Raw genomic sequence first — 24,871 nt, forward strand, 5'->3', positions numbered from 1 at the left:
TCCTTAAAGACTGTTGATCAGTGTGCTGAAGATTTCCTGCGCAGCCTTGATGATCTGCGAAGACGCTGTGTAGTACTGCTGATACTTGACCAGGTTGCCGGTTTCCTCGTCGAGGTCGACACCCGATAGCGAGTCGCGCGCGCCTTTGGCATTGGCCAGGATGGCGTCGGTCGCGGCACTGTCGAGTTTGCCTTGCGCCGCCTTCGAGCCGACATTCTCCACCAGTTTGCCGTAGGCGTCGGTCAGGGAGATGCCTTTGCTGGAACTGCCAGTGTCCACGGTCTGCGCGGTTTGCAGGCCGGCCAGGGCGGTGCCGTTACGATTGTCCAGCGTACCTGGCTGACTGAGGGTGACGTTGATCGCGGCGCCCGAGGTCGGCGAGCCGGCAACGGTCATATCGAAGCTCACGGTGTACTGCGTGGCGGGCGGGGCCGGAATCGGCGCGCCACTGGCATCCTTCAGCGGAATGCTCAGGCTCAGGGTGTTGTTCTCGCCGGGCTTGATGGAGCCACTGCTGATCACGCCACCCTTGGCGTCCAGGAACTGGTAGGTCTGGGTGGTGCCATCGGCCGACACATCACCGAAGACGATCTTGGTCGGCGTGGAGTTTTTCAGGCCGTTCTGCATCGCTGTTGCGGTGGCTGTGTCGTAGATGTCGAACTTGGTGGTCAGGGTCGGCTGGCCGCTGGCCGGAATCGTCAGCGTGCCACTGTTGCCCGCCGCGATGGCCGCACCCAGCGGGGCCGCGATGGCCAGGCGCTTGGCGTCGGTCATCTCGGTCTTGATGGTGGCTGCCGCGTTGCGCGTCGGGGTGATCTTGAACGTGTCGCCGGCCGTGGCAGTGCCGCCCGCCAGCTTCAGGGAGAAGCCGTCGATGACCGGAGGCGGGTTGGTCGTTGTACTGAAACTGCCCATCGGCGTGTTGTCCGGCAGACGCTGGACGGTATAGTCGGTCGCCGAGGTGAAGGTGACCTTGTAATCATTGATGGTCAGCTTGCCAGTGTCCTCGATGCTCACATCGAAGTTGCCGGTACCGGCATTGTTGCCAATGGTGGCGATGCTGCGCTGGGACATCTGCGCGGCACTGTTGATGCTGTTGAACAGGTTGGAGCCGAAGTCACCGTTCTTGTCGATGCCTTGGGCCTGGAGGCTGTTCATCTGATCGGCGACGACCAGGGCCACGCGCCCCAGCTCATTCATGGCCGGATCGAGCACGGTGCTGCGATAACGCAACAGGCCGCCAATCTCGCCACCGGTCATGATTGAAGTGATATCGATGGAGCTCGAACCGCGATTGACCTGCAGCGCCAGGCGGCTCGGGTCGTCCTTGCTCGGCACGGTCTCAAGCTTGTTCACGGTGTTGCCCATGACCAGCGGCTGACCGCTGCCCAGGTAGATATCGAGGCTGCCTTCACGCTCCACCACTTGTGCACCGGTGAAGGTCGACAGCTGGCGCACGGTTTCGTTACGCGCATCCAGCAGGTCGTTCGGCATGCCGCCGGAACTGGAAATCTCGGAGATCTTCTGGTTCAACTGGGCCACGGTGGCGGCCAGCTTGTTGACCTGATCCGCCATGTTCGTCAGGTTGCCGTTGATGGTCGCATTCTGCTGAGTCAGTTGCGAAGACATCGAGTTGAAGCGGTTGCTCAAGGCCTGCGTATCGCTGAGCAACAGCTGACGGGAAGCATCGTCGCCAGGCTTGGCATTGACGTTCTGAACCGAGGTGAAAAACTTGGTCAGGGCGCCGTTCAGGCCGGTACCGCTGTCCGACAGCAACTTGTCCAGTGGCGTGACCTGGCCCAGGTAGGCAGCCGAGTCGCTGTTGAGCGAGGTGGAAGTCTGCAACTGCGCATCGAGATAGCTGTTGTACACCCGACGTACATCGGCCAGCGTGGTGCCGCTGCCGATGTACACGTTGCCAAACTGCTGCGAGGCCTTGGTGCCCTGCACTGTCTGCTGGCGTGAGTACCCGGCGGTGTCGACGTTGGCAATGTTGTTGCCGGTGGTCATCAACGAGGATTGGCCAGCGGCCAGACCCGACATCCCGATATTAAGCAAACTCATGGTTCAGACCTTAATCCTTGTGCCTATAAAGGCGTGGTGGAAACGCCCGCCGCAGCGTAGTTCTGGTAACTCGTCATCTGCTTGGCTATCTGCGAAATCTTGCTCGCGTAGTCGGGGTCGGTTGCGTAACCGGCCTTTTGCAACTCGCGTACAAACTGTTCTGGGTTATCGGCCGACTTCACGACATCTTGATAGCGATTGTTGGTTTGCAGCAACGTCACCAGGTCATGGAAGCTGTCTTTGTACGAGTCGTAGGAACGGAACTCGGCCGTCTCCTTGACCATCGCGCCATTCCTGAATTCGCTGGTGATCGCCCGCGCCGAATTGCCCTGCCAACTGCTGCTGGCCTTGATGCCGAACAGGTTGTGACTGCTGCTGCCATCCTGGGCACGCATGACCGATTTGCCCCAACCGGTTTCCAGGGCGGCCTGGGCCACCAGGTAACGTGGATCGACGCCGATACGGTCGGCGGCTTCCTTGGCCATCGGCAGCATGGTGTTGACGAATTCATCGGCGGAACTGAAGGCTTTTTTCGCCGGGGCCAGGGGGATCTGAGCCATGGCGCGGCCATGAATCTGCAGGCCGGCACCCGACGCTGCTTGCGCATTCGCCAGCCAGTCGCCATTGAACAGAGGCCCGGCACCGGTCAGCGTCGTCGTGCGCTCTGGCACTGGCGCGCTGTTAACCGACGCGACTGCCGTCGTCGCCGAAGGCACCAGGCCGGCGAGCAAGCGGTCCGCCAGCTTCGGTGGCAACGCCAGGCGTCGCTGATTGATCAGCGCCATGTCATTGCGATGCGCGCCCTCGCCCGCTGCCTGCGGTGCACGCACCGAGCGCGACGCCCACAACGGACGCTCGCCGTTCAGACGCGACAACGGACCGCTGATGGCCGTCGTACCGGCGGCAATCGGCGTCTCGACCGCGGCTTTCGCCGCAGCCTGTTTGGCCGCCGATGCGGCAGCGGCTTCACCCGGCGCCATCGGTTTATTCTTCGACATCTGACGGATCAGCACGTCCGCCAGACCAATGCCGCCGCCTTCGCGAGACATGGAAACGGCCAACTGCTGGTCGTACATTTCCTGATACTGCTTGGCCTCCGGCGTGTTCAGCGGATTGCCTTCGCCCAGCGTCTCCGTCGCCTTGCGCATGGACTTGAGCATTTCACCGAGGAACAGCGATTCGAACTCCTGCGCTACCTTGCGTATGTTGCCATCGCTGTTCTTGTCGCCGACCTTGAGCTGGTTCAGTCGATTCAAGTCCGAGTAGGAACCCGAATCGTTGCTGCTGACACCCAGACCGCCCTTGCGCATATCCATGGTCGCCGTCCTCAGATCACGATCAGGTCGGCTTGCAATGCACCCGCCTGCTTCAGTGCTTCGAGGATCGCCATCAAGTCACCCGGCGCTGCGCCGACCTGGTTCACCGCCCGCACGATCTCGTCGAGGGTGGTGCCCGGGCCGAACTTGAACATCGGCTTGGCTTCCTGCTGGGCGTTGACCCGCGAGCGCGGCACGACCGCCGTCTGGCCGTTGGACAGAGGGCCGGGCTGGCTGACGATCGGGTCTTCGGTGATGGTCACGGTCAGGCTGCCGTGGGTCACGGCGGCCGGCGACACCTTGACGTTCTGGCCGATCACGATGGTGCCGGTGCGGGAGTTGATGATGACTTTCGCCACCGCCTGGCCCGGATCGACTTCGAGGTTTTCGAGGATCGACAGGTAGTCGACCCGCTGACTCGGATCCAGCGGCGCACTGACGCGAATCGAACCGCCGTCGATGGCCTGGGCGACGCCAGGGCCGAGCATGTCGTTGATCTTGTCGACGATGCGCTTGGCGGTGGTGAAGTCCGAACGGTTGAGGTTCAGGGTCAGGCTGTTGCCCTGGTTGAAACCGCTCGGCACCGAACGCTCCACCGAGGCACCGCCAGGGATGCGACCGGCCGACGGAACGTTGACGGTGATCTTCGAGCCGTCACGACCTTCAGCATCGAAACCGCCGACCACCAGGTTGCCTTGAGCGACCGCATAAACGTTGCCGTCGATACCCTTGAGCGGCGTCAGCAACAAGGTGCCGCCGCGCAGGCTCTTGGAGTTGCCGATGGACGAAACGGTGATGTCGACCTGCTGACCGGGTTTGGCGAAGGCCGGCAAGTCGGCACTGATGGACACCGCCGCGACGTTCTTCAATTGCACGTTGCCCGAACCCGGCGGCACCTTGATGCCGAACTGCGAGAGCATGTTGTTGAAGGTCTGCAGGGTGAACGGGGTTTGCGTCGTCTGGTCACCGGTGCCGTTAAGCCCGACCACCAGGCCGTAGCCGATCAATTGGTTGGAACGCACGCCGGAAATACTGGCGATATCCTTCAGCCGCTCGGCTTGAGCGTTGAAGGCCGCGGACAGCAGAAATGCGGCCACCATCAGGCTTTTGAAGTTCAACGTGGCCACCTAGAAAGGGAACAGCGGACTGAGGAAGAAACGGTCGAACCAGCCTGGCTGACTCGCATCGGCAAACGAACCGGTGCCCGAGTAGGTGATGCGTGCGTCGGCAATGCGCGTCGACGACACCGTGTTGTCGGTGGCGATGTCATCGGCCCGGACCAGGCCGGCGATGCGCACCAGCTCATCACCGGTGTTGAGGGTCATCCACTTCTCGCCGCGCACGGCGATGATGCCGTTGGGCAGCACGTCGGCGACGGTCACGGTGATCGAACCGGTCAGGCTGTTGCCCTGCCCGGCCTTGCTGTCGCCCTTGGTGGCGCGATCGCCGCTGTATCCGGCATCCAGTGACAGGTCGCCGCTGCCGAGCGGGTTATTGGTGTTCGGCACGGTCCCGAACAGCGAAGTCAGTCCGATACCGGCCTTGCTGGTCTTGCCCACCTGGGAGTTGGCGTTTTTGCTGGCCTGGGTCTTCTCGTTCAGGGTGATGGTGATGATGTCACCGACCCGGAACGCCTTGCGGTCGCTGTACAGGTTCTGCTCGAAACCGGCCTGATAGATCGAGCCGTTGTTCGCGGCAGCCGGCAACGGCGTGCGCGGCAACACCGGGGCGTAGTAAGGGTCGTTGGGCTTGGGCGTCGGACCGACGCAACCGGCCAGTGCGGCGACCCCACTCAGTGCCAGAACAGATACAAAGCGATTCATGACCCTACCTCACGGTGTTGCAGGCGACCTCATGGTCGCCTCATAGACTGGTTACAGATTCTGCGTTACGAACGAGAGCATCTGGTCGGCGGTGGAGATCACCTTGGAGTTCATCTCGTAGGCGCGCTGGGTGGTGATCATGTTGACCATCTCCTCAACGGTGCTGACGTTGGAAGTTTCCAGGGTGTTCTGCAGCGTGGTACCGAACCCGGCCAGGCCCGGCGTGCCGACTTGCGGCGCGCCACTGGCGGCGGTTTCCAGGAACAGGTTGTTGCCCACGGCTTGCAGGCCGGCCGGGTTGATGAAGTCGGCGGTCTGCAGATTGCCGATCACCTGGGAAGCCGGGTTGCCGGCGACGGTGATGGAGACGGTGCCGTCTTTGCCGACGGTGAAGGTCTGGGCATCGTTCGGAATGACAATCGCCGGTTCCAGGGCGAAGCCGCTGGCGTTGACGATCTGGCCGTTGGAGTCGAGGTGGAAAGTGCCGTCACGGGTGTAGGACGTGGTGCCGTCCGGTTGCAGAATCTGGAAGAAACCGCGACCGTCGATGGCCATGTCCAGCGGCTGCTCGGTGGTTTGCAGGCTGCCGGCGTTGAAGTTTTTCTGCGTGCCGACGATGCGCACACCGGTACCCAGTTGCAGACCCGACGGCAGTTCGCTGTCCTGGGTCGACTGGGCGCCTGGCTGGCGCTTGATCTGATACAGCAAGTCCTGGAACTCGGCGCGGTCACGTTTGAAACCCGTGGTCGACACGTTTGCCAGGTTGTTGGAAATGGTGGTCAGGTTGGTGTCCTGGGCGGACAGACCTGTTTTGGCAACCCATAGAGCCGGAAGCATTCGATTCTCCTCGTGCGCCTGTTTTACGGCGCGACGTTCTGGTAATTAGCTGATCTGCAAGACCCGAGCCATGGCCTGGTCGTCTTCTTTGGCGGTGTTCATCATCTTGATGTGCAATTCGAATTGCTTGGCCAGCGCCAGCACCGAGGTCATCTCTTCCACGGCATTGACGTTGCTCGACTCGAGAAAACCGGACACCAGCTTGACGTTGGCATCGGCTTGCGCCGGCTGGCCGTCCTTGGTGTGGATCGAACCGTCCAGGCCTTTGGTCATGTTCTTGAAATCCGGGTTGACCAGCTTGATGCGGTCGACTTCCGCCATGACCCGCGGACCTTCACCCATCGCGCGGATGCTGATAGTGCCGTCTTCGCCGACTTCGACCTGCTGCTCGGGCGGCACGGAGATCGGACCGCCATTGCCCAGCACCGGCATGCCGTTACCGGCGCGCAATACGCCGAGGGCATCGATGTTCAGGCTGCCAGTGCGCACATAGCTTTCGCCGCCGTCCGGGTTCTGCACGGCGAGCCAGCCGTTGCCTTGCACCGCGACGTCCAGATCACGACCGGTTTCGATCAGCGAACCCGCGGAGAAGTCGGTGGCCGGACGTTCGGACATGGCAAACGCACGCGCCGGAAAGCTGTCGCCGAACACCGGCATCGACCGCGCCTGCTCCAGGTCTTTCTGGAAACCGTTGGTGGAGATGTTCGCCAGGTTGTTCGCATGAGCCTTCTGCGCCAGTGCATTCTGGCTGGCGCCGGTCATTGCCACATAAAGGTACTTGTCCACACTCTTTCCTCTGCATGCCGGACGTTTGCCGCCCACCGCTGTACTGCTGAGCCATAAGCAATTAGCAGACCAACTTTTTTCTGGCGGCGCTAAGCCCGGCAAACAAAGGGTTTGCGGGGGCTTGGCGGGGATGAGGGAATTGTGTCGAAGTCGAAAAACCGGCGGTGTTATGCCGTTTGGTGGCAATGCCTGACCTGGATGCTGCCCCGCTTACCGCTTTCGCGAGCAAGCCCGCTCCCACATTCGTCCGCGTTTCTCCATGTGAAGCACGGTCAGATGTGGGAGCGGGCTTGCTCGCGAAGAGGCCCGCGAAAAACGCCGCAATGCCCCCTATGACTCAGCCTTGACGACCTCATACTCACGCAACTTATTGGCAATGGTGGTGTGCGAAACCCCCAGTCGCTTGCCCAGTTGCCGACTGCTCGGATGCTCCGAATACAAGCGCTCGAGTACCGCTTTCTCGAAGCGCCCGACAATCGCATCCAGCCCGCCTTCCAGCGAAAAATCGCCAAGCGGCTGACGCACGCCGTAGTCCGGCAGGCGAATATGCTCGGCCTTGACCGTCCCGCCTTCGCACAACGAAACCGCCTGGAACAACACGTTTTCCAACTGCCGGACGTTGCCCGGCCAGTGATAGTGACTGAGCCGCTCCATGGCCGCTGGCGCCAGCTTCGGCAGCGGACAGCCGATCTGCCGACTGGCCTGATCGAGAAAGTGCTCCACCAGCGGCGTCAAACCGTCCAGGCATTCGCGCAAGGGCGGGATGTGCAACGACAGCACATTCAAGCGGTGGTACAAATCCTGGCGAAACTCGCCGCGGGCGCACAATTCCGACAGGTCGACCTGCGTCGCGCAGATGACCCGCACGTCCAGATACACCTCTTCGTCGCTGCCTACTCGCCGGAAGCAACCGTCCTGCAGGAAGCGCAGCAGTTTCACCTGCAAGCGCGGGCTCATTTCCCCCACGCCGTCGAGAAACAACGTACCGCCCGCCGTCAGCTCCAGCAGCCCGAGCTTGCCCTCGGCCCGCGCCCCTTCAAACGCCCCAGGGCCGTAGCCGAACAGTTCGGTCTCGGCCATCGACTCCGGCAGGCCGGCGCAATTGAGCGCCATCAACGGCGACTGTCCTCGCGGACTCGCAAGGTGGCAGGCCCGCGCCAACAACTCTTTACCCGTGCCGGTTTCGCCTTCTATCAATAGCGGCGCGTCCAGCGGCGCCATGCGCCGCGCCTCCCGCACCACGGCGGCCATCACTTTCGAACTCTGGAAGATGCTGTCGAAGCCCCGCAGCTCCTGTTTGCGTACGTTATAGATGCGCTCGCCCACCCGATCAGCGCGGTGCAGCGTCAGCACCGCGCCGGCCATGGCCTCGCTGTCGTCATGTTCCGACTGCAGCGGCGCAATATCGGCGAGAAACACATCACCCTTGACCTTGACCCGCAGCCCGTTGACCCGCGACTTGTTGGCGCGCACCAGTTCCGGCAAGTCGAAATCCTCGGCATAACGCGACAACGGTATCCCCGGCACCTCATCGACACGTACGCCGAGCAACTGCGCCGCTGCACGATTGGCCGCGACAATCGAACCGCCCATGTCGATGGACAACACCGGAAACTCCAGCGCGCCCAACAAGGCGTTGAGTTCCATGTGCCGACGCTCGCTGGGCATCAGCCCTACACGCTTCACACCGAAAACCCCGGCGATCGACTCGAATTTCGGCCGCAGCGCCTGGAACTGCAGGTTGATCAGGTTCGGGCAATGCAGGTAGATGGCGTTGCCATGCTCACCACCCACCTCTCCGCGAGCGACGTTGATGCCGTACTCCACCAGCAGGTTGAGAATGTCGCGCAGGATGCCGATGCGGTTTTGACAGTGGACTTTGATACGCATAAAGGGCCCGAAAAAACGGTGAGGAAGGTGCGCACCTGTAGGAGCGAGCTTGCTCGCGATGGACGTTAACGAAAACGCGTTCTCCCTGATTGAACGCGTTGCCCTCGACTCCATCGCGAGCAAGCTCGCTCCTACAGGGGTGATTTTCTGCTTTGACTCTCAGATAGTCGTCAAGATTATGTGACACCTGCGAACCATTTCAACCCGGGAAAACTCAATACCTGCGCCTTACAGGCAAATCCGTAACGAAAACTTTACGAAACACCACGAATTTTCCTATGCACAACGGTGCCCACCTGCTGCCCCCCCCGCAATCCTTGAGGTATTTCTACGTCCATAGCAGGACATAACAAGAATGAAATCCCCTAGCAGGAGAGCAGCATGAAGCAGACGCACTACGTGGCTCGCGAGCCCGATGCGCAAGGTTTTATCGACTACCCCGCCGAAGAACACGCGGTGTGGAACACGCTGATCACTCGTCAATTGCAAGTGATCGAAGGGCGTGCGTGCCAGGAGTACCTGGACGGTATCGAAAAACTCGGTCTGCCCCACGACCGCATCCCGCAACTCGGCGAGATCAACAAAGTCCTCGGTGAGACCACCGGCTGGCAAGTGGCCCGGGTGCCTGCCCTGATTCCCTTCCAGACCTTTTTTGAATTGCTGGCCAACAAGCAATTTCCCGTGGCGACGTTTATTCGTACCCGTGAAGAGCTGGATTACCTGCAAGAGCCGGACATTTTCCACGAGATCTTCGGCCACTGCCCGCTGTTGACCAACCCATGGTTTGCCGAATTTACCCACACCTACGGCAAACTTGGCCTACAGGCCTCCAAGGAAGAACGCGTGTACCTGGCGCGTCTGTACTGGATGACCATCGAGTTCGGCCTGGTGGATACGCCGCAGGGTCAGCGCATTTACGGCGGCGGCATTCTCTCCTCACCAAAAGAAACCGTTTACTGCCTGTCGGACGAACCTGAACATCAGGCGTTCGATCCGCTGGAATGCATGCGCACGCCGTATCGCATCGACATCCTGCAGCCGCTGTACTTTGCCCTGCCGAATCTCAAGCGTCTGTTCGACCTCGCCCACGAGGACATCATGGGCATGGTCAAGCAAGGCATGCAGATGGGTTTGCACGCACCGAAATTTCCGCCCAAGCCAAAAGCCGCGTGATCCGCCGCTTTTAGAATCAAGTGAGCCTGTCACTCACCCACGCTTTGGTTTAGCGTGGGTGCACTGGCGGCCGATTTTCTACCCTTCGATTTCAGGAACACATCATGTCCACATTGAACCAAGCCCACTGCGAAGCCTGCCAAGCCGGCGCCCCACAGGTCAGCGACGAAGAACTGCCGGTCCTGCTCAAGCAGATCCCTGACTGGAATATCGAAGTCCGCGATGGCGTCATGCAGCTGGAAAAGGTTTTCCTGTTCAAGAACTTCAAACACGCCCTGGCGTTCACCAACGCCGTCGGTGAAATCTCCGAAGCTGAAGGTCACCATCCGGGCCTGCTGACCGAATGGGGCAAAGTCACCGTGACCTGGTGGAGCCATTCCATCAAGGGCCTGCACCGCAACGATTTCATCATGGCCGCCCGCACTGACGACGTGGCCAAGGACGCCGAGGGCCGCAAGTAATGCATTTCGACGCCATCGGTCGAGTACCCGGCGACCCGATCCTGGGCCTGATGGAGGCCTATGCGCAGGACCCGAACCCGCGCAAATTCGACCTTGGCGTGGGCGTCTACAAAGACGCCTTTGGGCTGACGCCAATCCTTCAGGCCGTGAAGCTCGCCGAGCAGCGCCTGGTGGATCGTCAGACCACCAAGACCTACATCGGCGGTCATGGCGAGCCGGCGTTCGGTAAAGCCATCAATGAATTGGTGCTCGGCGCCGATTCTGCGCTGATCGCCGAACAACGGGCCGGCGCCACCCAGACACCGGGCGGCACCGGTGCATTGCGCTTGAGCGCGGACTTCATTGCCCAGTGCCTGCCGGGACGCGGCGTGTGGCTGAGCAACCCGACCTGGCCGATTCACGAAACCATTTTCGCAGCGGCCGGGATCAAGGTTAATCACTACCCGTATGTCGGCAGCGATAACCGTCTCGACGTTGAAGCGATGCTGGCCGCGCTCAGTCTCGCGCCGAAAGGCGATGTGGTATTGCTGCACGCTTGCTGCCACAACCCGACCGGCTTCGATCTTGCCCATGACGACTGGCGTCGTGTGCTGGACGTGGTGCGTAGTCGGAACCTGGTGCCATTGATCGACTTCGCTTACCAGGGCTTTGGCGATGGCCTGGAACAGGATGCCTGGTCGACCCGATTGTTCGCGGCTGAACTGCCGGAAGTGCTGATCACCAGTTCCTGCTCGAAGAACTTCGGCCTGTACCGCGACCGCACCGGCGCGTTGATCGTCTGTGCGAAGAGCGCTGACAAACTGGTGGATATCCGCAGCCAACTGGCGAACATCGCCCGTAACCTGTGGTCGACGCCGCCTGATCACGGCGCGGCCGTGGTGGCGACCATCCTCGGTGACCCGGCGCTGAAAAGCCTGTGGGCCGACGAGGTGGAAGCCATGCGTTTGCGTATCGCGCAATTGCGCAGCGGGTTGGTGGAGGCACTGGAGCCCCATGGACTCCGTGAACGTTTTGCGCATATCGGCGAACAGCGCGGGATGTTTTCCTACACCGGGTTAAAACCGGAGCAGGTGCAACAATTGCGGGATCATCACAGTGTTTACATGGTCGGCACCGGCCGGGCGAACGTGGCAGGGATTGATGCGACACGCCTGGATCTGCTGGCCGAGGCGATCGCCGACGTCTGCAAATAACCTGTAGGAGCGAGCATGCTCCTACAGTTGGCCGGTATCCACCTGTCTAGACAAGCCCATCCGTCGAAACAAATGGATATAAAAGTCTATTTGTCATTTCCCCTGCTGTATCCTGCCCAGGCTTTGTAAAAGCGCGGATCTACCAGATCTATCAACAGACTTTGCGAGGAGCGCGAACCATGCACGAGATCCCTAATCTCCCCTTCCCAAGCCTGCACGAAACTGAGCAGACACCCCCGCAACAAGCCGGCGCCCAACAGCCCGAGCCGAAAGAAGCCGCTGACAGTCGCAAGGCCGAGAGCGAAGACTGAAACACCCGCAATGCCAGACCGTGTGGAAAGCGCTAACATGCGCTTTCCACACCGCCTGAACCGCGAGCCTCCGAGCATGACCGACGAATCCACAGAGACAGAAGCCAGCGTCCTGATCGGCACCGCCGAGAAAATGATCGAGATCTGGAATCGCCTGTCCCCTGAGAAACAAGCCACCCTGCTCGCCCGTTTCGGCAGCGAAGAAAATGCGTTGGCCGCTCTGGTCACGACGCATTTGGTCGCTCCCGCCAAGCCCTGAAAAGTCCCCGTCCGGCGAATAGTTTTACTTTTTCACGCCCCGCGGCCACTCGCGCCGCTATCATGAGCAGCCTATCTACTCCCGCTTTCCCCGTGGACCTTTACCCATGTCTGAAAACCAGCGCCCCCTGGCGGTCACGCTGCAAGTCGTTTCCATCGTCCTCTTTACCTTTATCGGTTACCTCAATATCGGCATTCCCCTGGCCGTGTTGCCGGGTTACGTCCACAGCGACCTGGGCTTCGGCGCGGTGATCGCGGGGCTGGTGATCAGCGTGCAATACCTCGCCACGCTGCTCAGTCGTCCTTACGCCGGAAAAATCATCGACAACAAAGGCAGCAAACTGGCGGTGATGTATGGCCTGGCCGGTTGCGGCTTGAGCGGTGTGTTCATGCTGATTTCGGCCTGGACCCAAAGCCTGCCGATGTTAAGCCTGATCAGCCTGCTGATCGGTCGCCTGGTGCTCGGCAGCGCGGAAAGCCTGGTGGGTTCCGGTTCGATCGGCTGGGGCATCGGCCGGGTCGGCGCGGCCAACACTGCCAAAGTCATCTCCTGGAACGGCATTGCCAGTTACGGCGCGCTAGCCGTCGGTGCGCCGCTGGGCGTGCTGCTGGTCAGTCAGTTGGGGTTGTGGAGCATGGGCGTGAGCATCGTGCTGTTGGCGGTGCTGGGCCTGGCGCTCGCCTGGCCGAAGACTGCCGCGCCGATTGTCGCAGGCGAGCGTTTACCGTTCATGCACGTGCTGGGTCGGGTGCTACCACACGGTTGTGGCCTGGCGCTGGGCTCGATCGGCTTCGGCACCATCGCCACCTTCATTACCCTGTACTACGCCACCCAGCATTGGGACAACGCCGTGCTGTGCCTGAGCCTGTTCGGTGCCAGCTTCATCGGCGCGCGCCTGTTGTTCGGCAACCTGATCAACCGTCTCGGCGGCTTCCGCGTGGCGATTGCCTGCCTGTCGGTGGAAACCCTGGGCCTGTTACTGCTGTGGCTGGCGCCGGATGCGCACTGGGCGCTGGCGGGCGCGGCGTTGAGCGGCTTTGGTTTTTCGCTGGTGTTTCCGGCGCTGGGGGTGGAAGCGGTCAACCTGGTGCCCGCGTCCAGCCGTGGTGCGGCGGTGGGCGCCTATTCGCTGTTCATCGATTTGTCGCTGGGGATCACCGGACCGCTGGCCGGTGCGATTGCCGCCGGCTTTGGTTTTGCCTCGATCTTCCTGTTCGCCGCCCTCGCCGCGTTGAGCGGGCTGGCCCTGAGCGTTTATCTGTACCGGCAGGCGCCGAAACAGCTGAATGAGAAGTACCGCGAGGAACGCAACGCCCGTTAGAAATTGACCTTGCCACGCCCGGCCTTGATGCTGCCGCGCTTGGTCTTGGATTCGAGCCGACGCTTTTTCGAACCGAGGGTCGGCTTGGTCGGACGCCGCTTCTTTTCCACCTTGGTGGCGCTGAGGATCAACTCGGTCAGGCGCTCCAGCGCATCGGCGCGATTGGCCTCCTGCGTCCGGTATTGCTGGGCCTTGATGATCAACACGCCCTCGCTGGTGATGCGACTGTCACGCAGCGCCAGCAGCCGCTCCTTGTAAAACTCGGGCAAGGACGAGGCCGGGATGTCGAAGCGCAGGTGCACGGCGCTGGAGACCTTGTTGACGTTCTGCCCTCCGGCGCCCTGGGCGCGAATGGCGGTCAACTCGATCTCGGCATCCGGCAGATGCACGTTGTTGGAAATCACCAGCATGGAAAAGCGTCCGGGTTTGGAAGGGGTTCAGGATAACGCGAATAACATTCCTGAAAACGCCTGATTGTCGAAACAGAGCTCTTGGAGACTGTGCGCGATGTTTCTTACAGTTCTTTCGGATTTTTCTAAGAGGGGTTGCTTTGTTTCGAATGGCAACACTAATCTGAAATTCACACCGAATGGCTAAACCACCCAATGAATCTTGAAAACATTAGATATTACATCGCCGTCACACTTATGGTAGCGGTAGCCGCCGCACCGCCCTCCGGGATAATTATAGTGTGTATAAAAAAAACAATGCATATTGATCAAAATCATTTAAGCACAATGTATCTGATAGTATACGCAACTGTAGTGTTTTTTGGCTTAATCTATTATATCCCCAGAATGCGCGGCAAAACCTAATCGATTAGGCGTACGTGTCGCCACTATAGAAAAATTCATTCTTCAGCGAGCATTGTATTTACTGTCAAGTAATCAACCAACGCCTCAAAAGCCAATGCCAGCTTTCCCGTTTGTTGATAAGCTCTTTCGTAATTGATTGGATCACGCCTGAATAGCTCGACTGCCCAGTTTTTGGCACCTTCCTGAAAACGCCATGAGCAGAAGACAACAGGTCAATAGAGTAATAAGCCACATCTCCATGTTCATCATCCAGCATAGCTCTATAAATACGCCTAACAGGCCCGACTGAACCTGGAGTTCCTGGCCATAATAGATATTAGTTAAGCCTTCATAAATATTATTCACCCCATGCCCGACCGAAACACCGCCAAAAACCCCACCTATACCTCCTGAACTACTAATAACTGAAAGGCCCGTTCGTACCTGCATTGTGTCCGCCACAACCCCAACACTGTTCTGAAGGTAAAATCGAGCCTTTGATAATAATTCTTCATGTTCTGCTCTTCAGCGACTTCATATTTAACGAACATCAGTCACTTTCCGAAATCGCTGTAGTAAACGCCTTCAACTTACGTAGGAACGGAACTTCAGCGCGTTCCAATTCAAACGCCAAAAACAAAAAACCCGACACATGGCCGGGTTTGTTGTTTTTTGCGTTTAGGTTACTTCGTTATGGAACTCGCAGCGTGCAACACCTGCTGAGCCTTACGCTTGTTCTTGATGCCGTAGCAAATCCACATGAACGCGACCCACAGCGGAATCGCGTACACCGAGATCTGGATCCCCGGGATCAGCAGCATCACGCCAAGAATGAACACCACGAACGCCAGGCAGATGTAGTTACCGTACGGAAACCACAGCGCCTTGAACAGCGGCGTCTGCTTTGTCTGGTTCATGTGCTGGCGGAACTTGAAGTGCGAGTAGCTGATCATCGCCCAGTTGATCACCAGGGTAGCGACTACCAGCGACATCAACAGCTCTAGCGCGTTTTGCGGGATCAGGTAGTTCAGCAGCACCGCGATCAGCGTCACCGCCGCTGATGCCAGGATCGAGCGTACCGGCACGCCACGCTTGTCGATCTTCGCCAGGGCTTTCGGCGCGTCACCCTGCTCGGCCATGCCCAGGAGCATGCGGCTGTTGCAGTAGGTGCCACTGTTGTACACCGATAGCGCCGCGGTCAGGACCACGAAGTTGAGGATGTGCGCGGCGGTATTGCTGCCGAGCATCGAGAACACCTGCACAAACGGACTGCCGCTGTAGGAGTCGCCGGACGCGTTCAGGGTCGCCAGCAGGCTGTCCCATGGCGTCAGCGACAGCAGGATGACCAGTGCACCGATGTAGAAAATCAGGATCCGGTAGATCACCTGGTTGATGGCTTTCGGGATCACGGTTTTCGGTTTGTCCGCTTCGGCGGCGGTGAAACCGAGCATTTCCAGGCCGCCGAAGGAGAACATGATGATCGCCATGGCCATCACCAGACCGCTAACGCCATTGGGGAAAAATCCGCCGTGGGACCACAGGTTGCTCACCGCCGCGTCCGGGCCGCCGTGGCCGCTGACCAGCAGATAGCTGCCCAAGGCAATCATGCCGACGATCGCTACGACCTTGATGATCGCGAACCAGAATTCGGCTTCACCGAAGACTTTGACGTTGGCCAGGTTGATCAGGTTGATCAGCACGAAGAAACCGGCCGCCGAGACCCAGGTCGGGATATGCGGCGCCCAGTAATGGATGTATTTGCCGACCGCGGTCAGCTCCGACATGCCCACCAGGATGTACAGAATCCAGCAGTTCCAGCCCGACAGGAACCCGGCGAAACCGCCCCAGTATTTGTGCGCGAAGTGGCTGAAGGAGCCGGCGACCGGCTCTTCGACGATCATTTCGCCGAGCTGGCGCATGATCATGAAGGCAATGAAGCCGCAGATGGCGTAGCCGAGGATCATCGACGGCCCAGCGGATTTCAGAACCCCGGCCGAGCCGAGGAACAGTCCGGTCCCGATTGCGCCGCCGAGGGCGATCAGTTGGATATGACGATTCTTCAGGCCGCGTTTCAGCTCGCCCGAATGCGAGTTTTGTCCGCTCATGAATGGGGTCCCACGTTCAGCGTATTTGTAACGGTCATGCGTCACCTGTTTGTTTTTATCTGTGACGAAATCGAACCCGACACGCTCGTGACGTGGCGGAGTGGACAAGGCGGATAGCCTTGAGGATTGCGCAGCGGCGCAGGAGGTCACAGGTAAAACGCGGCGCATTGTACACCGCTAACCCCCTGCTGCCAGACACCGCTGGATCAGCGTGTCGGTTGCCGGGATTGCCTGTGTCCGCCTCGCAGGTGTCGGACGGTTGCCAATGACGAGTCAGACCTTTGCGGGTCGTGGGCGCGGGCGACAGCAAAATCGCCCCACGGAAAGAGGGGGGGATGATTCACGGCGTTCATTGCGCCTCCTTGTTGTTATGCGCCTGCACGACAGGCATGGCGCGCATCTCACCCTTATGCCGCGGGTGAAACAAGCTGGCGGGTGCGCCTCCAGCACATCCACCACCTGATCGGACGGAAGAAATTTCTTACAGCCACAACTTAGTAGTGGTTTCACGGCGCCAATCGGTGGAAACCGTCAGGTTTTCTTTACAAGCCGTAACATTGGTTTTCCGTTTTGCCTTGTCGCGCGCTCACCGACGCCGGGCCAAAAAAAACGCCAACCCGAAGGCTGGCGTTTTTTCATGGAGCGCTTACCGATTACTCAGGCTTGCGACGCCCAAAGCCCGGACGCTGGCCCGAACCGGCCGGCGCGCCACGGCGCTTGCCCGATGGCGCATCCTTGTCGACCAGGACGATGCCTGGGCGTTTCTTCGGTGCCGGTTTGGCCGGACGCTTGGTGTCAGAAGGACGATCCGCCACCGGCGTACCGCGCCCCGATTCTCCACGACCAGCAGGAGCACCACGATCGCTGCGGCCACCGCTCGGCGCGCCGCGGCCTTCGCCACGTTCAGTGCGACCGTTGGCCGGACGCGGTGTGCGTGGACCGCGCTCGCCATCGGCACGCGGAGCGGCCGGCTTGCGCGCCGGGCGCTCGCCTTCGATCTGCGGTTCACGGGATTCACGCCCGGCAGCAGGGGCACCCGCCGCTGGACGCAATGTACGCACGCGCTCGGTCTTGCCCATCGGGCGCGACGATTTGCGCTGCATCCGATCGAGCTTGTCTTTGCTCTTGGCGTTCATTTGCGGCATGGCCACCGGGGTCAGGCCCACTTCCGCACTGAGGATGTCGACTTCGTACTGGCTCATTTCGCGCCAGCGGCCCATCGGCAGGTCGGAATTGAGGAACACCGGGCCGAAACGCACGCGCTTCAGACGGCTGACCACCAGGCCCTGGGATTCCCACAGCCGACGCACTTCGCGGTTGCGACCTTCCATCACCACGCAGTGGTACCAGTGGTTGAAACCTTCGCCGCCAGGAGCTTGCTTGATGTCGGTGAACTTGGCCGGGCCGTCTTCGAGGACGACGCCGGCTTTCAAGCGTTCGATCATCTCGTCATCGACTTCGCCACGTACACGTACCGCGTATTCACGGTCCATTTCATAGGACGGGTGCATCAGGCGGTTGGCCAGCTCACCGTCGGTGGTGAACATCAGCAGGCCGGTGGTGTTGATGTCGAGGCGACCGATGTTGATCCAGCGGCCTTCTTTCGGGCGCGGCATCTTGTCGAACACGGTCGGACGGCCTTCAGGGTCGTCACGGGTGCAGATCTCACCGTCGGGCTTGTTGTACATGATCACGCGGCGTACCGACTCGGCGGCTTCTTCGCGCTTGATCACTTTGCCATCGATGGTGATGGCGTCATGCAGGTCGACGCGCAGGCCAAGGGTAGCGTCTTTGCCATTGACCTTGATGCGGCCGTGGCTGATCCAGGCTTCTACGTCACGGCGCGAGCCGACGCCGATACGAGCGAGGACTTTCTGCAGTTTTTCGCCTGCTGGGCCGATTTCCTGGTCGTCTTTCTGGTCGTTGATACTCATCTGGGCACCTCCCGGTGTGGTCTGTTCAGGCCTTGCCTGAAGCGATGTAAAAACTGAGCATGGGCGATGGGATCGCCGAAGGGTCGCGAATCATACGCTCATGCAAGCGTTCGCGCATCAGAGACTAGCTGATGAATGCAGACTTACTTGTTTTTCCGCCGACCGGTGGCGCCGAGCTTGATCAGGCGCAACGCCGACTCGGCCAGCACCGTGCGCTTGTCGGCCTTGTCCAGCTTCTTCCACGACTTGATCTCGCGCTTGCTGCGGCCACAGCCGATGCAAATGTCGTCGCTGAACTTGCAGACGCTGATGCAGGGGTCTTTGGTTGAGCTCATCGCAGATATTCCTATGGACGCGAGCCCGCTCCCACAGGGGAATTTCATTGCCCGCAGGGTTGAGGTCAGTCTTCGAATTCGCGGCGTTCGGCTTCGATGGCTTCGGCGAGAGCTCTGGCTTCGGCCTCTTCGTCGGTCAGCTCAGGCTCGAGGTTGGCTTGCTCGAGGGCGGCAACCGCAGCCAGGAGTTTTTCGCGGGCCTCGGCCACACCGAGCACGTCATCTTCAGGCGCGTCTTCGACTGTGGCTTCAGGCCCGACCTGAAGTTCAACTTCAATGGCCGACTCCGGCTGCTCCAAAACCTCTTCCGTTCCAGTCGACTCACCGTCACGCAACAAATCATCGAAATCAGTCTTGAGCCCCTCCTCCATGGTGTCCAGTTCCAGCAACAAGGTGTGGAAGCTGGTTTCTTCCTTGGGTTCTTCCGGTTCGGCGCTGGCATCGGCCAGCTCCTGCAACCCGGCCGGCAATGGCGCGTCGTCGAAGTCGAGCACCGGGTCGGGCTCCAGCTCGCGCAGTTCGGCCAGCGGCGGCAGATCGTCGAGGTTTTTCAGGTTGAAGTGATCGAGGAACGCCTTGGTCGTGGCGAACATCGCCGGTTTGCCGGGTACGTCGCGGTAGCCGACGATACGAATCCACTCACGCTCCAGCAGTGTCTTGACGATGTGGCTGTTGACCGCGACGCCCCGCACGTCTTCGATCTCGCCCCGGGTAATCGGCTGGCGATAGGCAATGAGTGCCATGGTTTCGAGCATGGCGCGGGAATAGCGTTGCGGACGTTCCTCCCACAAGCGTCCGACCCACGGCGAGAACTTCTCGCGGATCTGCAGGCGATAGCCAGACGCGACTTCCTTCAACTCAAAAGCCCGACCGTCGCAGGATTTGGCGAGGATCGTCAGCGCTTTCTTGAAGACCGGCGGCTCCGGCCGTTCGCCCTCTTCAAACAGTTCGAACAGGCGTTCAAGCGATTGCGGTTTTCCCGAGGCCAACAGAAAGGCTTCAAGCAGTGGCGCCAGCTCGCGGGGTTCAGTCAGGTTCATGATTCAACTCGTTATTCGGCTCGGGCTCGCACGTGAATCGCCGCGAACGGCTCATTCTGCACCAGCTCGACCAAAGATTCCTTGACCAGTTCGAGGATTGCCATAAAGGTCACCACCACCCCCAGGCGCCCTTCCTCCGCAGTGAACAGCTCGACGAAGGGCACAAAGCCACCGCCCTTGAGCCGGTCCAGCACGTCGCTCATGCGTTCGCGGGTGGACAGGGCCTCGCGGCTGACCTGGTGACTTTCAAACATGTCGCCACGGCGCAGGACCTCGGCCATCGACATCAGCAACTCTTCCAGACTGACGTCCGGCAACAGCTTGCGTGCCCGGGCTTCCGGGGCATCCAGCTTGGGCACCACCACGTCGCGACCGACGCGGCTCAGGCCATCGATGCCTTCGGCAGCGACCTTGAAGCGCTCGTACTCCTGCAAGCGGCGAATCAGCTCGGCACGCGGGTCGTCTTCTTCATCTTCGATGGTTTCAGCGCGGGGCAACAGCATCCGCGACTTGATCTCGGCCAGCATCGCGGCCATCACCAGGTACTCGGCGGCCAGTTCCAGGCGCACCGACTGCATCAACTCGACATAACCCATGTACTGACGGGTGATTTCCGCCACGGGAATGTCGAGGATGTTGATGTTCTGCTTGCGAATCAGGTACAGCAGCAGGTCGAGCGGACCTTCGAAGGCTTCAAGGAAAACCTCGAGCGCGTCCGGCGGGATGTACAGGTCCAGCGGCATTTCCATGACCGCCTGGCCATAGACCATGGCGAAGGGCAGCTCTTGCTGGGCTCCGGCCTGACTGTCGACAACGGGTTCTACTGCAGACATCTACGCCTCGGCCATGAACGGCGCAGGGTCGCCGCAACCGACACGGATCACTTCCGGCTCGCCGTCCGCGAGGTTGATCACGGTGGACGCCTTGATCCCGCCGAAACCGCCGTCGATGATCAGGTCCACCTGATGTTCGAGCAACTGGCGCATTTCGTAGGGGTCACTCAGCGGATCGGAGTCGCCGGGCATGATCAGCGTCACGCTCATCAGCGGCTCGCCCAGCTCTTCCAGCAACGCCAGGGCAATCGGGTGGCTGGGCACGCGCAGGCCGATGGTGCGCTTTTTCGGGTGCAGCAACAGCCGCGGGACTTCACGGGTGGCGTTGAGAATAAAGGTGTAGGGCCCCGGCAAGTGCGCCTTGAGCAGGCGGAAGGTGCCGGTGTCGATCTTGGCGAACAGCCCGAGTTGCGACAGGTCGCTGCAGATCAGCGCGAAGTTGTGCTTCTCGTCCAGTTGCCGCAAGCGGCGCACGCGCTCCACGGCATTCTTGTCACCGATCTGGCAACCAATGGCGTAGGACGAGTCTGTGGGATAAATCACCACCCCGCCATGGCGGATGATCTCGACCGCCTGTTTGATCAGGCGCGCTTGCGGGTTTTCCGGATGAATCTGGAAAAATTGACTCACATTCTCTACCTGTTCAGACGGCGGCAATAATTGGGTCATGTTTGAATCGACACCAAAGTGGTGGCAGATCCTCCGGGAGCGGGCGGTATTCACCGATCTCGGACCAGCCTCCAGGGCCATGAAAATCACTGCCGGCGCTGACCAGCAGACCGAACTCGCGAGCAAGAATCGCCAGGCTGCCCACTTGCTCGGCGGGCTGATGGCCATTGACCACTTCGATAGCGTGGCCCCCAGCTTGAATATAGTCAGAAATCAGGCGGCGACGCTTGCTGCGAGTGAAATCGTAATGCCAGGGATGCGCCAGACTGACCCAGGCTTTCGCCGCACGCAGGGTTTCGACAGTCTCTTCCAGGGTCGGCCAGTGTTGCTTGACGTCACCCAGCTTGCCGGCACCCAGCCATTTGCGGAACGCTTCGGCGCGGTCCTTGACGAAACCTTCACGCACCATCCAGTCGGCAAAATGCGGACGGGCCGGCGCGTTGCCGCTGTCGCCCAGTTCCTGCTGAATGACGCGAGCGCCGTCCAGCGCGCCGGGCATGCCTTTCAAGGCGAGCTTGCGGCTTATTTCTTCGGACCGCAGCCAGCGGCCATCGTGCAATCGGGCGATCGCGTCGACCAACGGTGGCGCCGTCATGTCGAATCCGTAACCCAATACGTGAATGGTCGCGCCGCCCCAGGTGCAGGACAATTCGACGCCGTTGACCAGCTGCATCCCCAGCGCCGTCGCCGCGCTGCGGGCCTCATCCAGGCCCTCGAGGGTGTCGTGATCGGTCAGGGCCAGGACTCGCACGCCTTTCTCGAACGCACGCGCCACCAGGACAGCAGGCGCGAGAGCGCCATCGGAGGCGGTGCTGTGGCAGTGCAAATCGACATTCACGGGGATGTGTAACCTCAAATCAGCTGGCGCTATCGCGCGCCCATATGTTTGTTATTATGCCGCCACATCCTGCTTCTGGCTGCCACTGTGAAACAATTCATCGATTTCATCCCGCTTCTGCTGTTTTTCATTGTCTTCAAGATCGACCCACGGGTCGTCGACATCGGCGGTCATCAACTGACGGTAGGTGGGATCTACAGCGCCACCGCGATGCTGATCATCAGTTCCCTGGTGGTCTACGGCGCGCTTTTCATCAAGCAGCGCAAGCTGGAGAAGAGCCAGTGGCTGACCCTTATCGCCTGCCTGGTCTTCGGTAGCCTGACCCTGGCGTTCCACAGCGAAACCTTCCTGAAATGGAAGGCTCCGGTGGTCAACTGGCTGTTTGCCCTGGCGTTCATCGGCAGCCACTTCATCGGTGATCAACTGCTGATCAAGCGCATCATGGGCCACGCGCTGACCCTGCCGGACCTGATCTGGACACGCCTGAATATTGCCTGGATCGCGTTTTTCCTGTTCTGCGGTGCCGCCAACCTGTTCGTCGCGTTCACGTTCCAGAGCTACTGGGTCGACTTCAAGGTCTTCGGCAGCCTGGGCATGACGTTGCTGTTCCTGGTCGGCCAGGGCATTTACCTGTCCCGCCACCTGCACGACGCCGATACCACTACGCCAAAAACCGAGGACTGACATGCTTTACGCAATCATTGCCACAGACGTCGCCAACTCCCTGGAAGCCCGCCTGGCCGCCCGGCCTGCCCACCTCGAGCGCCTGCAGGTCCTCAAGGGCGAAGGCCGTATCGTACTGGCCGGCCCGCACCCGGCGGTCGACAGCAATGATCCGGGCGCTGCCGGATTCACCGGCAGCCTGATCGTCGCCGAATTCGATTCCCTGAGCGCCGCCCAGGCCTGGGCCGATGCCGATCCGTACATCGCCGCAGGCGTGTACGCCAACGTTTCGGTCAAGCCGTTCAAGCAAGTCCTCCCGTAAAGCCTCCCACGCGATGAACCTTCGCGGTTCATCGCGCTCTCAATCGCTCATTGTTCTCGTTTGCCTGCCGATAACCTGCCCAATATTCGATTGGATTCAGGAGCTCCGATGCGCAAAGGTCCGTTGTGTCTGATGTTGGCGACGTTGTCGATCGTGGCACCCGCCCACGGTGAAGAAAGTACCGAGGGCACTCATTCGACGCCGCTGTCCTTGAGCGCCGGCAGCCAGATCACCGAATTGCAGCAGCGCTTGAAGGCAAGCGAGCAGCAACGGGAAGAATTGAACAAACAACTGCAGAGCGCCGATGCCGAGCGTGAAAGCGCCCAGTTGAGCCGGTTGCGCCAGGAAAACCAGCGCCTGAAGCTGCAACTCAAGGAAGCCCAGGCAACCAGTCCGCTGCAGCGTTTCCTCACCGACCAGCAGCAATGGTTCGTGATCGGCGCCGGGGTAGCGCTATTGGCCCTGCTCTGCGGTATCTTCGCCAGTGGTGCAAGTCGAAAACGTCGACAATGGCTAAATTGAGTGAGTCATGAGCGAGCTGTTATTAATTGATGACGATCAGGAGCTGTGTGAGCTGCTGGTCAGTTGGTTGAGCCAGGAAGGCTTTCAGGTCCGCGCCTGCCACGACGGCCAGAGCGCCCGTCGCGCACTGGCCGACACGTCTCCGGCCGCCGTGGTACTGGACGTGATGCTCCCGGACGGCAGTGGCCTGGAACTGCTCAAGCAATTGCGCAGCGATCATCCGGAATTGCCGGTATTGATGCTCTCGGCCCGCGGCGAGCCGCTGGACCGGATCCTCGGCCTGGAACTGGGCGCCGACGATTACCTGGCCAAGCCATGCGACCCACGGGAACTCACCGCCCGCCTGCGCGCGGTGTTGCGCCGCAGCCACCCGGCGGCGGTGTCCAGCCAGCTCGAGCTGGGCGATCTGTGTTTCAGTCCGGTGCGCGGCGTTGTCAGCATCGATGAACAGGAATTCACCCTCACCGTCTCCGAAAGCCGCTTGCTCGAAGCCTTGCTCAAGCAGCCCGGCGAGCCTCTGGACAAACAGGAACTGGCGCAGATTGCGCTGGGCCGCAAGCTGACTCTGTATGACCGTAGCCTGGACATGCACGTCAGCAACCTGCGCAAGAAGATCGGTCCCCACCCCGACGGTCGCCCGCGTATCGTTGCCCTGCGTAGTCGCGGTTATTACTACAGCCTCTGATCCACCGCGTCGTCTGGTATCGCCAGCAAGCCGGCTCCTGCAGGTTCGGTGAAATCCTGCAGGAGCCGGTTTGCTGGCGATTTGTCAGGAAGGTCAAAATTCGTCTTTACCCAAGCTTTACGCTCCGCTGACCGCCGCTGACCTTGATCTCCGTAATCTGAACACATCCGGAACGTACCGGGAACGAGACAAGGAGATTCACCATGCGCAAGACTCTTATCGCTCTGATGTTCGCTGCCGCCCTGCCGACGGTTGCCATGGCCATGCCTGAAGGTGCCGGCCCGATGGGTGGCCCGCTGGACGGCTCGCGCCACGGCGGTCAGATGCACGGCATGCACGGTAAAGGCCCGTACAGCCAACTGGACCTGAGCCGCGAACAACGCGAGCAGATTCGCAAGATCATGGGCGAGCAGATGCACGAGCGTAAGCAAGTGGTCGAAAAATACCTGGAGAAACTCTCGCCAGCCGACCAGAAAGCCCTGAAAGATGAAATGGCCGCCAACCACAAGAAAGCCGAGTCCGATGTTCGGGCCGTGCTGAAACCGGATCAACAGAAGAAATTCGACGAGATCCAGAAAAAACAGGCTGAGCGCCGTGCTGAATGGGCCGAGTTCAAGGCCTGGAAAGCGCAACAACCGCAAAAAGCGCAATAATGCGGTAACCCCGGACCCGGCGACTGATATCGCTGTGTCCGACT

At 60.3% G+C, this 24,871-nt stretch carries 26 protein-coding genes; 11 read left to right on the forward strand and 15 right to left on the reverse strand.

All coding sequences use genetic code 11. The annotated features are described in order from the left end of the window. Positions 1 to 3: 3 nt before the first annotated feature. From flgK to NTD84_RS05560, 7 genes are all read right to left on the reverse strand, one after another. Positions 4 to 2,064, reverse strand: a complete 2,061-nt coding sequence (gene flgK, locus NTD84_RS05530) for a flagellar hook-associated protein FlgK (RefSeq protein WP_262163993.1) — start codon at positions 2,062 to 2,064, stop codon at positions 4 to 6. Between the two features lie 23 nt (positions 2,065 to 2,087). Further along, on the reverse strand, positions 2,088 to 3,380 hold the full coding sequence (gene flgJ, locus NTD84_RS05535; RefSeq protein WP_262163994.1) for a flagellar assembly peptidoglycan hydrolase FlgJ: 1,293 nt from the start codon (positions 3,378 to 3,380) through the stop codon (positions 2,088 to 2,090). Positions 3,381 to 3,391: 11 nt separating this feature from the next. Then, the gene (locus NTD84_RS05540) at positions 3,392 to 4,480 is read right to left on the reverse strand and encodes a flagellar basal body P-ring protein FlgI (protein ID WP_262164018.1); all 1,089 of its coding nucleotides are present in this window, start codon (positions 4,478 to 4,480) and stop codon (positions 3,392 to 3,394) included. A gap of 27 nt (positions 4,481 to 4,507) precedes the next feature. Continuing rightward, the gene (gene flgH / locus NTD84_RS05545; protein WP_262163995.1) at positions 4,508 to 5,203 is read right to left on the reverse strand and encodes a flagellar basal body L-ring protein FlgH; all 696 of its coding nucleotides are present in this window, start codon (positions 5,201 to 5,203) and stop codon (positions 4,508 to 4,510) included. Positions 5,204 to 5,254: 51 nt separating this feature from the next. Continuing rightward, positions 5,255 to 6,040, reverse strand: coding sequence for a flagellar basal-body rod protein FlgG (gene flgG, locus NTD84_RS05550; protein ID WP_008055493.1), 786 nt, complete (start codon positions 6,038 to 6,040; stop codon positions 5,255 to 5,257). 45 nt (positions 6,041 to 6,085) lie between these two features. Further along, on the reverse strand, positions 6,086 to 6,826 hold the full coding sequence (locus tag NTD84_RS05555) for a flagellar basal body rod protein FlgF (protein ID WP_262163996.1): 741 nt from the start codon (positions 6,824 to 6,826) through the stop codon (positions 6,086 to 6,088). Between the two features lie 330 nt (positions 6,827 to 7,156). Further along, positions 7,157 to 8,716, reverse strand: a complete 1,560-nt coding sequence (locus NTD84_RS05560) for a sigma-54-dependent transcriptional regulator (protein ID WP_262163997.1) — start codon at positions 8,714 to 8,716, stop codon at positions 7,157 to 7,159. Between the two features lie 381 nt (positions 8,717 to 9,097). On the opposite strand from NTD84_RS05560, the gene phhA reads away from it, so the two are divergent. From phhA to NTD84_RS05590, 6 genes are all read left to right on the forward strand, one after another. Then, a complete protein-coding gene (gene phhA / locus NTD84_RS05565) occupies positions 9,098 to 9,889 on the forward strand; it encodes a phenylalanine 4-monooxygenase (RefSeq protein ID WP_262163998.1) in 792 nt (263 codons plus the stop codon). Between the two features lie 104 nt (positions 9,890 to 9,993). Then, positions 9,994 to 10,350 carry a 4a-hydroxytetrahydrobiopterin dehydratase gene (locus NTD84_RS05570; protein WP_128871738.1) on the forward strand — a complete coding sequence of 119 codons (357 nt, stop codon included), beginning with the start codon at positions 9,994 to 9,996 and terminating at the stop codon, positions 10,348 to 10,350. Beyond that, positions 10,350 to 11,543 carry an amino acid aminotransferase gene (locus NTD84_RS05575; protein WP_262163999.1) on the forward strand — a complete coding sequence of 398 codons (1,194 nt, stop codon included), beginning with the start codon at positions 10,350 to 10,352 and terminating at the stop codon, positions 11,541 to 11,543. The genes NTD84_RS05570 and NTD84_RS05575 overlap by 1 nt, the downstream gene beginning before the upstream one ends. A 179-nt stretch (positions 11,544 to 11,722) precedes the next feature. Next, positions 11,723 to 11,854, forward strand: a complete 132-nt coding sequence (locus tag NTD84_RS05580; protein WP_262164000.1) for a hypothetical protein — start codon at positions 11,723 to 11,725, stop codon at positions 11,852 to 11,854. A 76-nt stretch (positions 11,855 to 11,930) separates the two neighbouring features. Beyond that, on the forward strand, positions 11,931 to 12,113 hold the full coding sequence (locus tag NTD84_RS05585) for a hypothetical protein (RefSeq protein ID WP_262164001.1): 183 nt from the start codon (positions 11,931 to 11,933) through the stop codon (positions 12,111 to 12,113). Between the two features lie 106 nt (positions 12,114 to 12,219). Continuing rightward, on the forward strand, positions 12,220 to 13,434 hold the full coding sequence (locus NTD84_RS05590; RefSeq protein ID WP_262164002.1) for an MFS transporter: 1,215 nt from the start codon (positions 12,220 to 12,222) through the stop codon (positions 13,432 to 13,434). Here the strand turns inward: NTD84_RS05590 and arfB are convergent. The 8 genes from arfB to NTD84_RS05630 all read right to left on the reverse strand — a co-directional run bounded on the left by arfB (position 13,431) and on the right by NTD84_RS05630 (position 21,982). Then, complete coding sequence (gene arfB, locus NTD84_RS05595; RefSeq protein ID WP_262164003.1) at positions 13,431 to 13,844, reverse strand: alternative ribosome rescue aminoacyl-tRNA hydrolase ArfB; 414 nt, start codon at positions 13,842 to 13,844, stop codon at positions 13,431 to 13,433. The genes NTD84_RS05590 and arfB overlap by 4 nt on opposite strands. 1,067 nt (positions 13,845 to 14,911) lie before the next feature. Continuing rightward, positions 14,912 to 16,333: an amino acid permease gene (locus tag NTD84_RS05600; RefSeq protein WP_262164004.1), complete on the reverse strand. Its 1,422-nt coding sequence runs from the start codon at positions 16,331 to 16,333 to the stop codon at positions 14,912 to 14,914. Positions 16,334 to 16,986: 653 nt separating this feature from the next. Next, the gene (rluB, locus tag NTD84_RS05605; RefSeq protein WP_262164005.1) at positions 16,987 to 18,267 is read right to left on the reverse strand and encodes a 23S rRNA pseudouridine(2605) synthase RluB; all 1,281 of its coding nucleotides are present in this window, start codon (positions 18,265 to 18,267) and stop codon (positions 16,987 to 16,989) included. Between the two features lie 143 nt (positions 18,268 to 18,410). Continuing rightward, on the reverse strand, positions 18,411 to 18,602 hold the full coding sequence (locus NTD84_RS05610; protein ID WP_262164006.1) for a DUF1289 domain-containing protein: 192 nt from the start codon (positions 18,600 to 18,602) through the stop codon (positions 18,411 to 18,413). 65 nt (positions 18,603 to 18,667) lie between these two features. Beyond that, complete coding sequence (gene scpB, locus NTD84_RS05615; protein WP_262164007.1) at positions 18,668 to 19,642, reverse strand: SMC-Scp complex subunit ScpB; 975 nt, start codon at positions 19,640 to 19,642, stop codon at positions 18,668 to 18,670. A gap of 11 nt (positions 19,643 to 19,653) precedes the next feature. Further along, the gene (locus tag NTD84_RS05620) at positions 19,654 to 20,475 is read right to left on the reverse strand and encodes a segregation and condensation protein A (protein ID WP_262164008.1); all 822 of its coding nucleotides are present in this window, start codon (positions 20,473 to 20,475) and stop codon (positions 19,654 to 19,656) included. After that, entirely contained in the window at positions 20,476 to 21,105 is a 630-nt protein-coding gene (locus tag NTD84_RS05625) for an L-threonylcarbamoyladenylate synthase (protein WP_262164009.1), read from the reverse strand. A 13-nt stretch (positions 21,106 to 21,118) separates the two neighbouring features. Beyond that, positions 21,119 to 21,982 (reverse strand): PHP domain-containing protein, encoded by an 864-nt coding sequence (locus tag NTD84_RS05630; protein ID WP_262164010.1) that lies wholly within the window; start codon positions 21,980 to 21,982, stop codon positions 21,119 to 21,121. Positions 21,983 to 22,069: 87 nt separating this feature from the next. Between NTD84_RS05630 and NTD84_RS05635 the strand changes: the two genes are divergently transcribed. From NTD84_RS05635 to NTD84_RS05655, 5 genes are all read left to right on the forward strand, one after another. Further along, a complete protein-coding gene (locus NTD84_RS05635) occupies positions 22,070 to 22,666 on the forward strand; it encodes a septation protein A (protein ID WP_262164011.1) in 597 nt (198 codons plus the stop codon). Between the two features lies 1 nt (position 22,667). Next, the gene (locus tag NTD84_RS05640; protein ID WP_008156126.1) at positions 22,668 to 22,967 is read left to right on the forward strand and encodes a YciI family protein; all 300 of its coding nucleotides are present in this window, start codon (positions 22,668 to 22,670) and stop codon (positions 22,965 to 22,967) included. Between the two features lie 108 nt (positions 22,968 to 23,075). Further along, positions 23,076 to 23,489, forward strand: a complete 414-nt coding sequence (locus NTD84_RS05645) for a translation initiation factor 2 (RefSeq protein WP_262164012.1) — start codon at positions 23,076 to 23,078, stop codon at positions 23,487 to 23,489. Between the two features lie 7 nt (positions 23,490 to 23,496). Next, positions 23,497 to 24,174, forward strand: coding sequence for a response regulator transcription factor (locus NTD84_RS05650; protein WP_262164013.1), 678 nt, complete (start codon positions 23,497 to 23,499; stop codon positions 24,172 to 24,174). 203 nt (positions 24,175 to 24,377) lie between these two features. Then, positions 24,378 to 24,827 carry a Spy/CpxP family protein refolding chaperone gene (locus NTD84_RS05655; RefSeq protein WP_262164014.1) on the forward strand — a complete coding sequence of 150 codons (450 nt, stop codon included), beginning with the start codon at positions 24,378 to 24,380 and terminating at the stop codon, positions 24,825 to 24,827. The last annotated feature ends 44 nt before the right edge of the window (positions 24,828 to 24,871 follow it).

Origin of the sequence: Pseudomonas sp. 14P_8.1_Bac3, assembly GCF_025466085.1 — a bacterium.
Taxonomy (GTDB): domain Bacteria; phylum Pseudomonadota; class Gammaproteobacteria; order Pseudomonadales; family Pseudomonadaceae; genus Aquipseudomonas.

Bases quoted from the DNA above. Each gene is read 5' to 3' on its own strand.
- flgK (WP_262163993.1), bottom strand. From the start codon at position 2,064: ATGAGTTTGCTTAATATCGGGATGTCGGGTCTGGCCGCTGGCCAATCC.
- flgJ (WP_262163994.1), bottom strand. From the start codon at position 3,380: ATGGATATGCGCAAGGGCGGTCTGGGTGTCAGCAGCAACGATTCGGGT.
- NTD84_RS05540 (WP_262164018.1), bottom strand. From the start codon at position 4,480: ATGGTGGCCGCATTTCTGCTGTCCGCGGCCTTCAACGCTCAAGCCGAG.
- flgH (WP_262163995.1), bottom strand. From the start codon at position 5,203: ATGAATCGCTTTGTATCTGTTCTGGCACTGAGTGGGGTCGCCGCACTG.
- flgG (WP_008055493.1), bottom strand. From the start codon at position 6,040: ATGCTTCCGGCTCTATGGGTTGCCAAAACAGGTCTGTCCGCCCAGGAC.
- NTD84_RS05560 (WP_262163997.1), bottom strand. From the start codon at position 8,716: ATGCGTATCAAAGTCCACTGTCAAAACCGCATCGGCATCCTGCGCGAC.
- phhA (WP_262163998.1), top strand. From the start codon at position 9,098: ATGAAGCAGACGCACTACGTGGCTCGCGAGCCCGATGCGCAAGGTTTT.
- NTD84_RS05570 (WP_128871738.1), top strand. From the start codon at position 9,994: ATGTCCACATTGAACCAAGCCCACTGCGAAGCCTGCCAAGCCGGCGCC.
- NTD84_RS05575 (WP_262163999.1), top strand. From the start codon at position 10,350: ATGCATTTCGACGCCATCGGTCGAGTACCCGGCGACCCGATCCTGGGC.
- NTD84_RS05580 (WP_262164000.1), top strand. From the start codon at position 11,723: ATGCACGAGATCCCTAATCTCCCCTTCCCAAGCCTGCACGAAACTGAG.
- NTD84_RS05585 (WP_262164001.1), top strand. From the start codon at position 11,931: ATGACCGACGAATCCACAGAGACAGAAGCCAGCGTCCTGATCGGCACC.
- NTD84_RS05590 (WP_262164002.1), top strand. From the start codon at position 12,220: ATGTCTGAAAACCAGCGCCCCCTGGCGGTCACGCTGCAAGTCGTTTCC.
- arfB (WP_262164003.1), bottom strand. From the start codon at position 13,844: ATGCTGGTGATTTCCAACAACGTGCATCTGCCGGATGCCGAGATCGAG.
- NTD84_RS05600 (WP_262164004.1), bottom strand. From the start codon at position 16,333: ATGAGCGGACAAAACTCGCATTCGGGCGAGCTGAAACGCGGCCTGAAG.
- rluB (WP_262164005.1), bottom strand. From the start codon at position 18,267: ATGAGTATCAACGACCAGAAAGACGACCAGGAAATCGGCCCAGCAGGC.
- NTD84_RS05610 (WP_262164006.1), bottom strand. From the start codon at position 18,602: ATGAGCTCAACCAAAGACCCCTGCATCAGCGTCTGCAAGTTCAGCGAC.
- scpB (WP_262164007.1), bottom strand. From the start codon at position 19,642: ATGAACCTGACTGAACCCCGCGAGCTGGCGCCACTGCTTGAAGCCTTT.
- NTD84_RS05620 (WP_262164008.1), bottom strand. From the start codon at position 20,475: ATGTCTGCAGTAGAACCCGTTGTCGACAGTCAGGCCGGAGCCCAGCAA.
- NTD84_RS05640 (WP_008156126.1), top strand. From the start codon at position 22,668: ATGCTTTACGCAATCATTGCCACAGACGTCGCCAACTCCCTGGAAGCC.
- NTD84_RS05645 (WP_262164012.1), top strand. From the start codon at position 23,076: ATGCGCAAAGGTCCGTTGTGTCTGATGTTGGCGACGTTGTCGATCGTG.
- NTD84_RS05650 (WP_262164013.1), top strand. From the start codon at position 23,497: ATGAGCGAGCTGTTATTAATTGATGACGATCAGGAGCTGTGTGAGCTG.
- NTD84_RS05655 (WP_262164014.1), top strand. From the start codon at position 24,378: ATGCGCAAGACTCTTATCGCTCTGATGTTCGCTGCCGCCCTGCCGACG.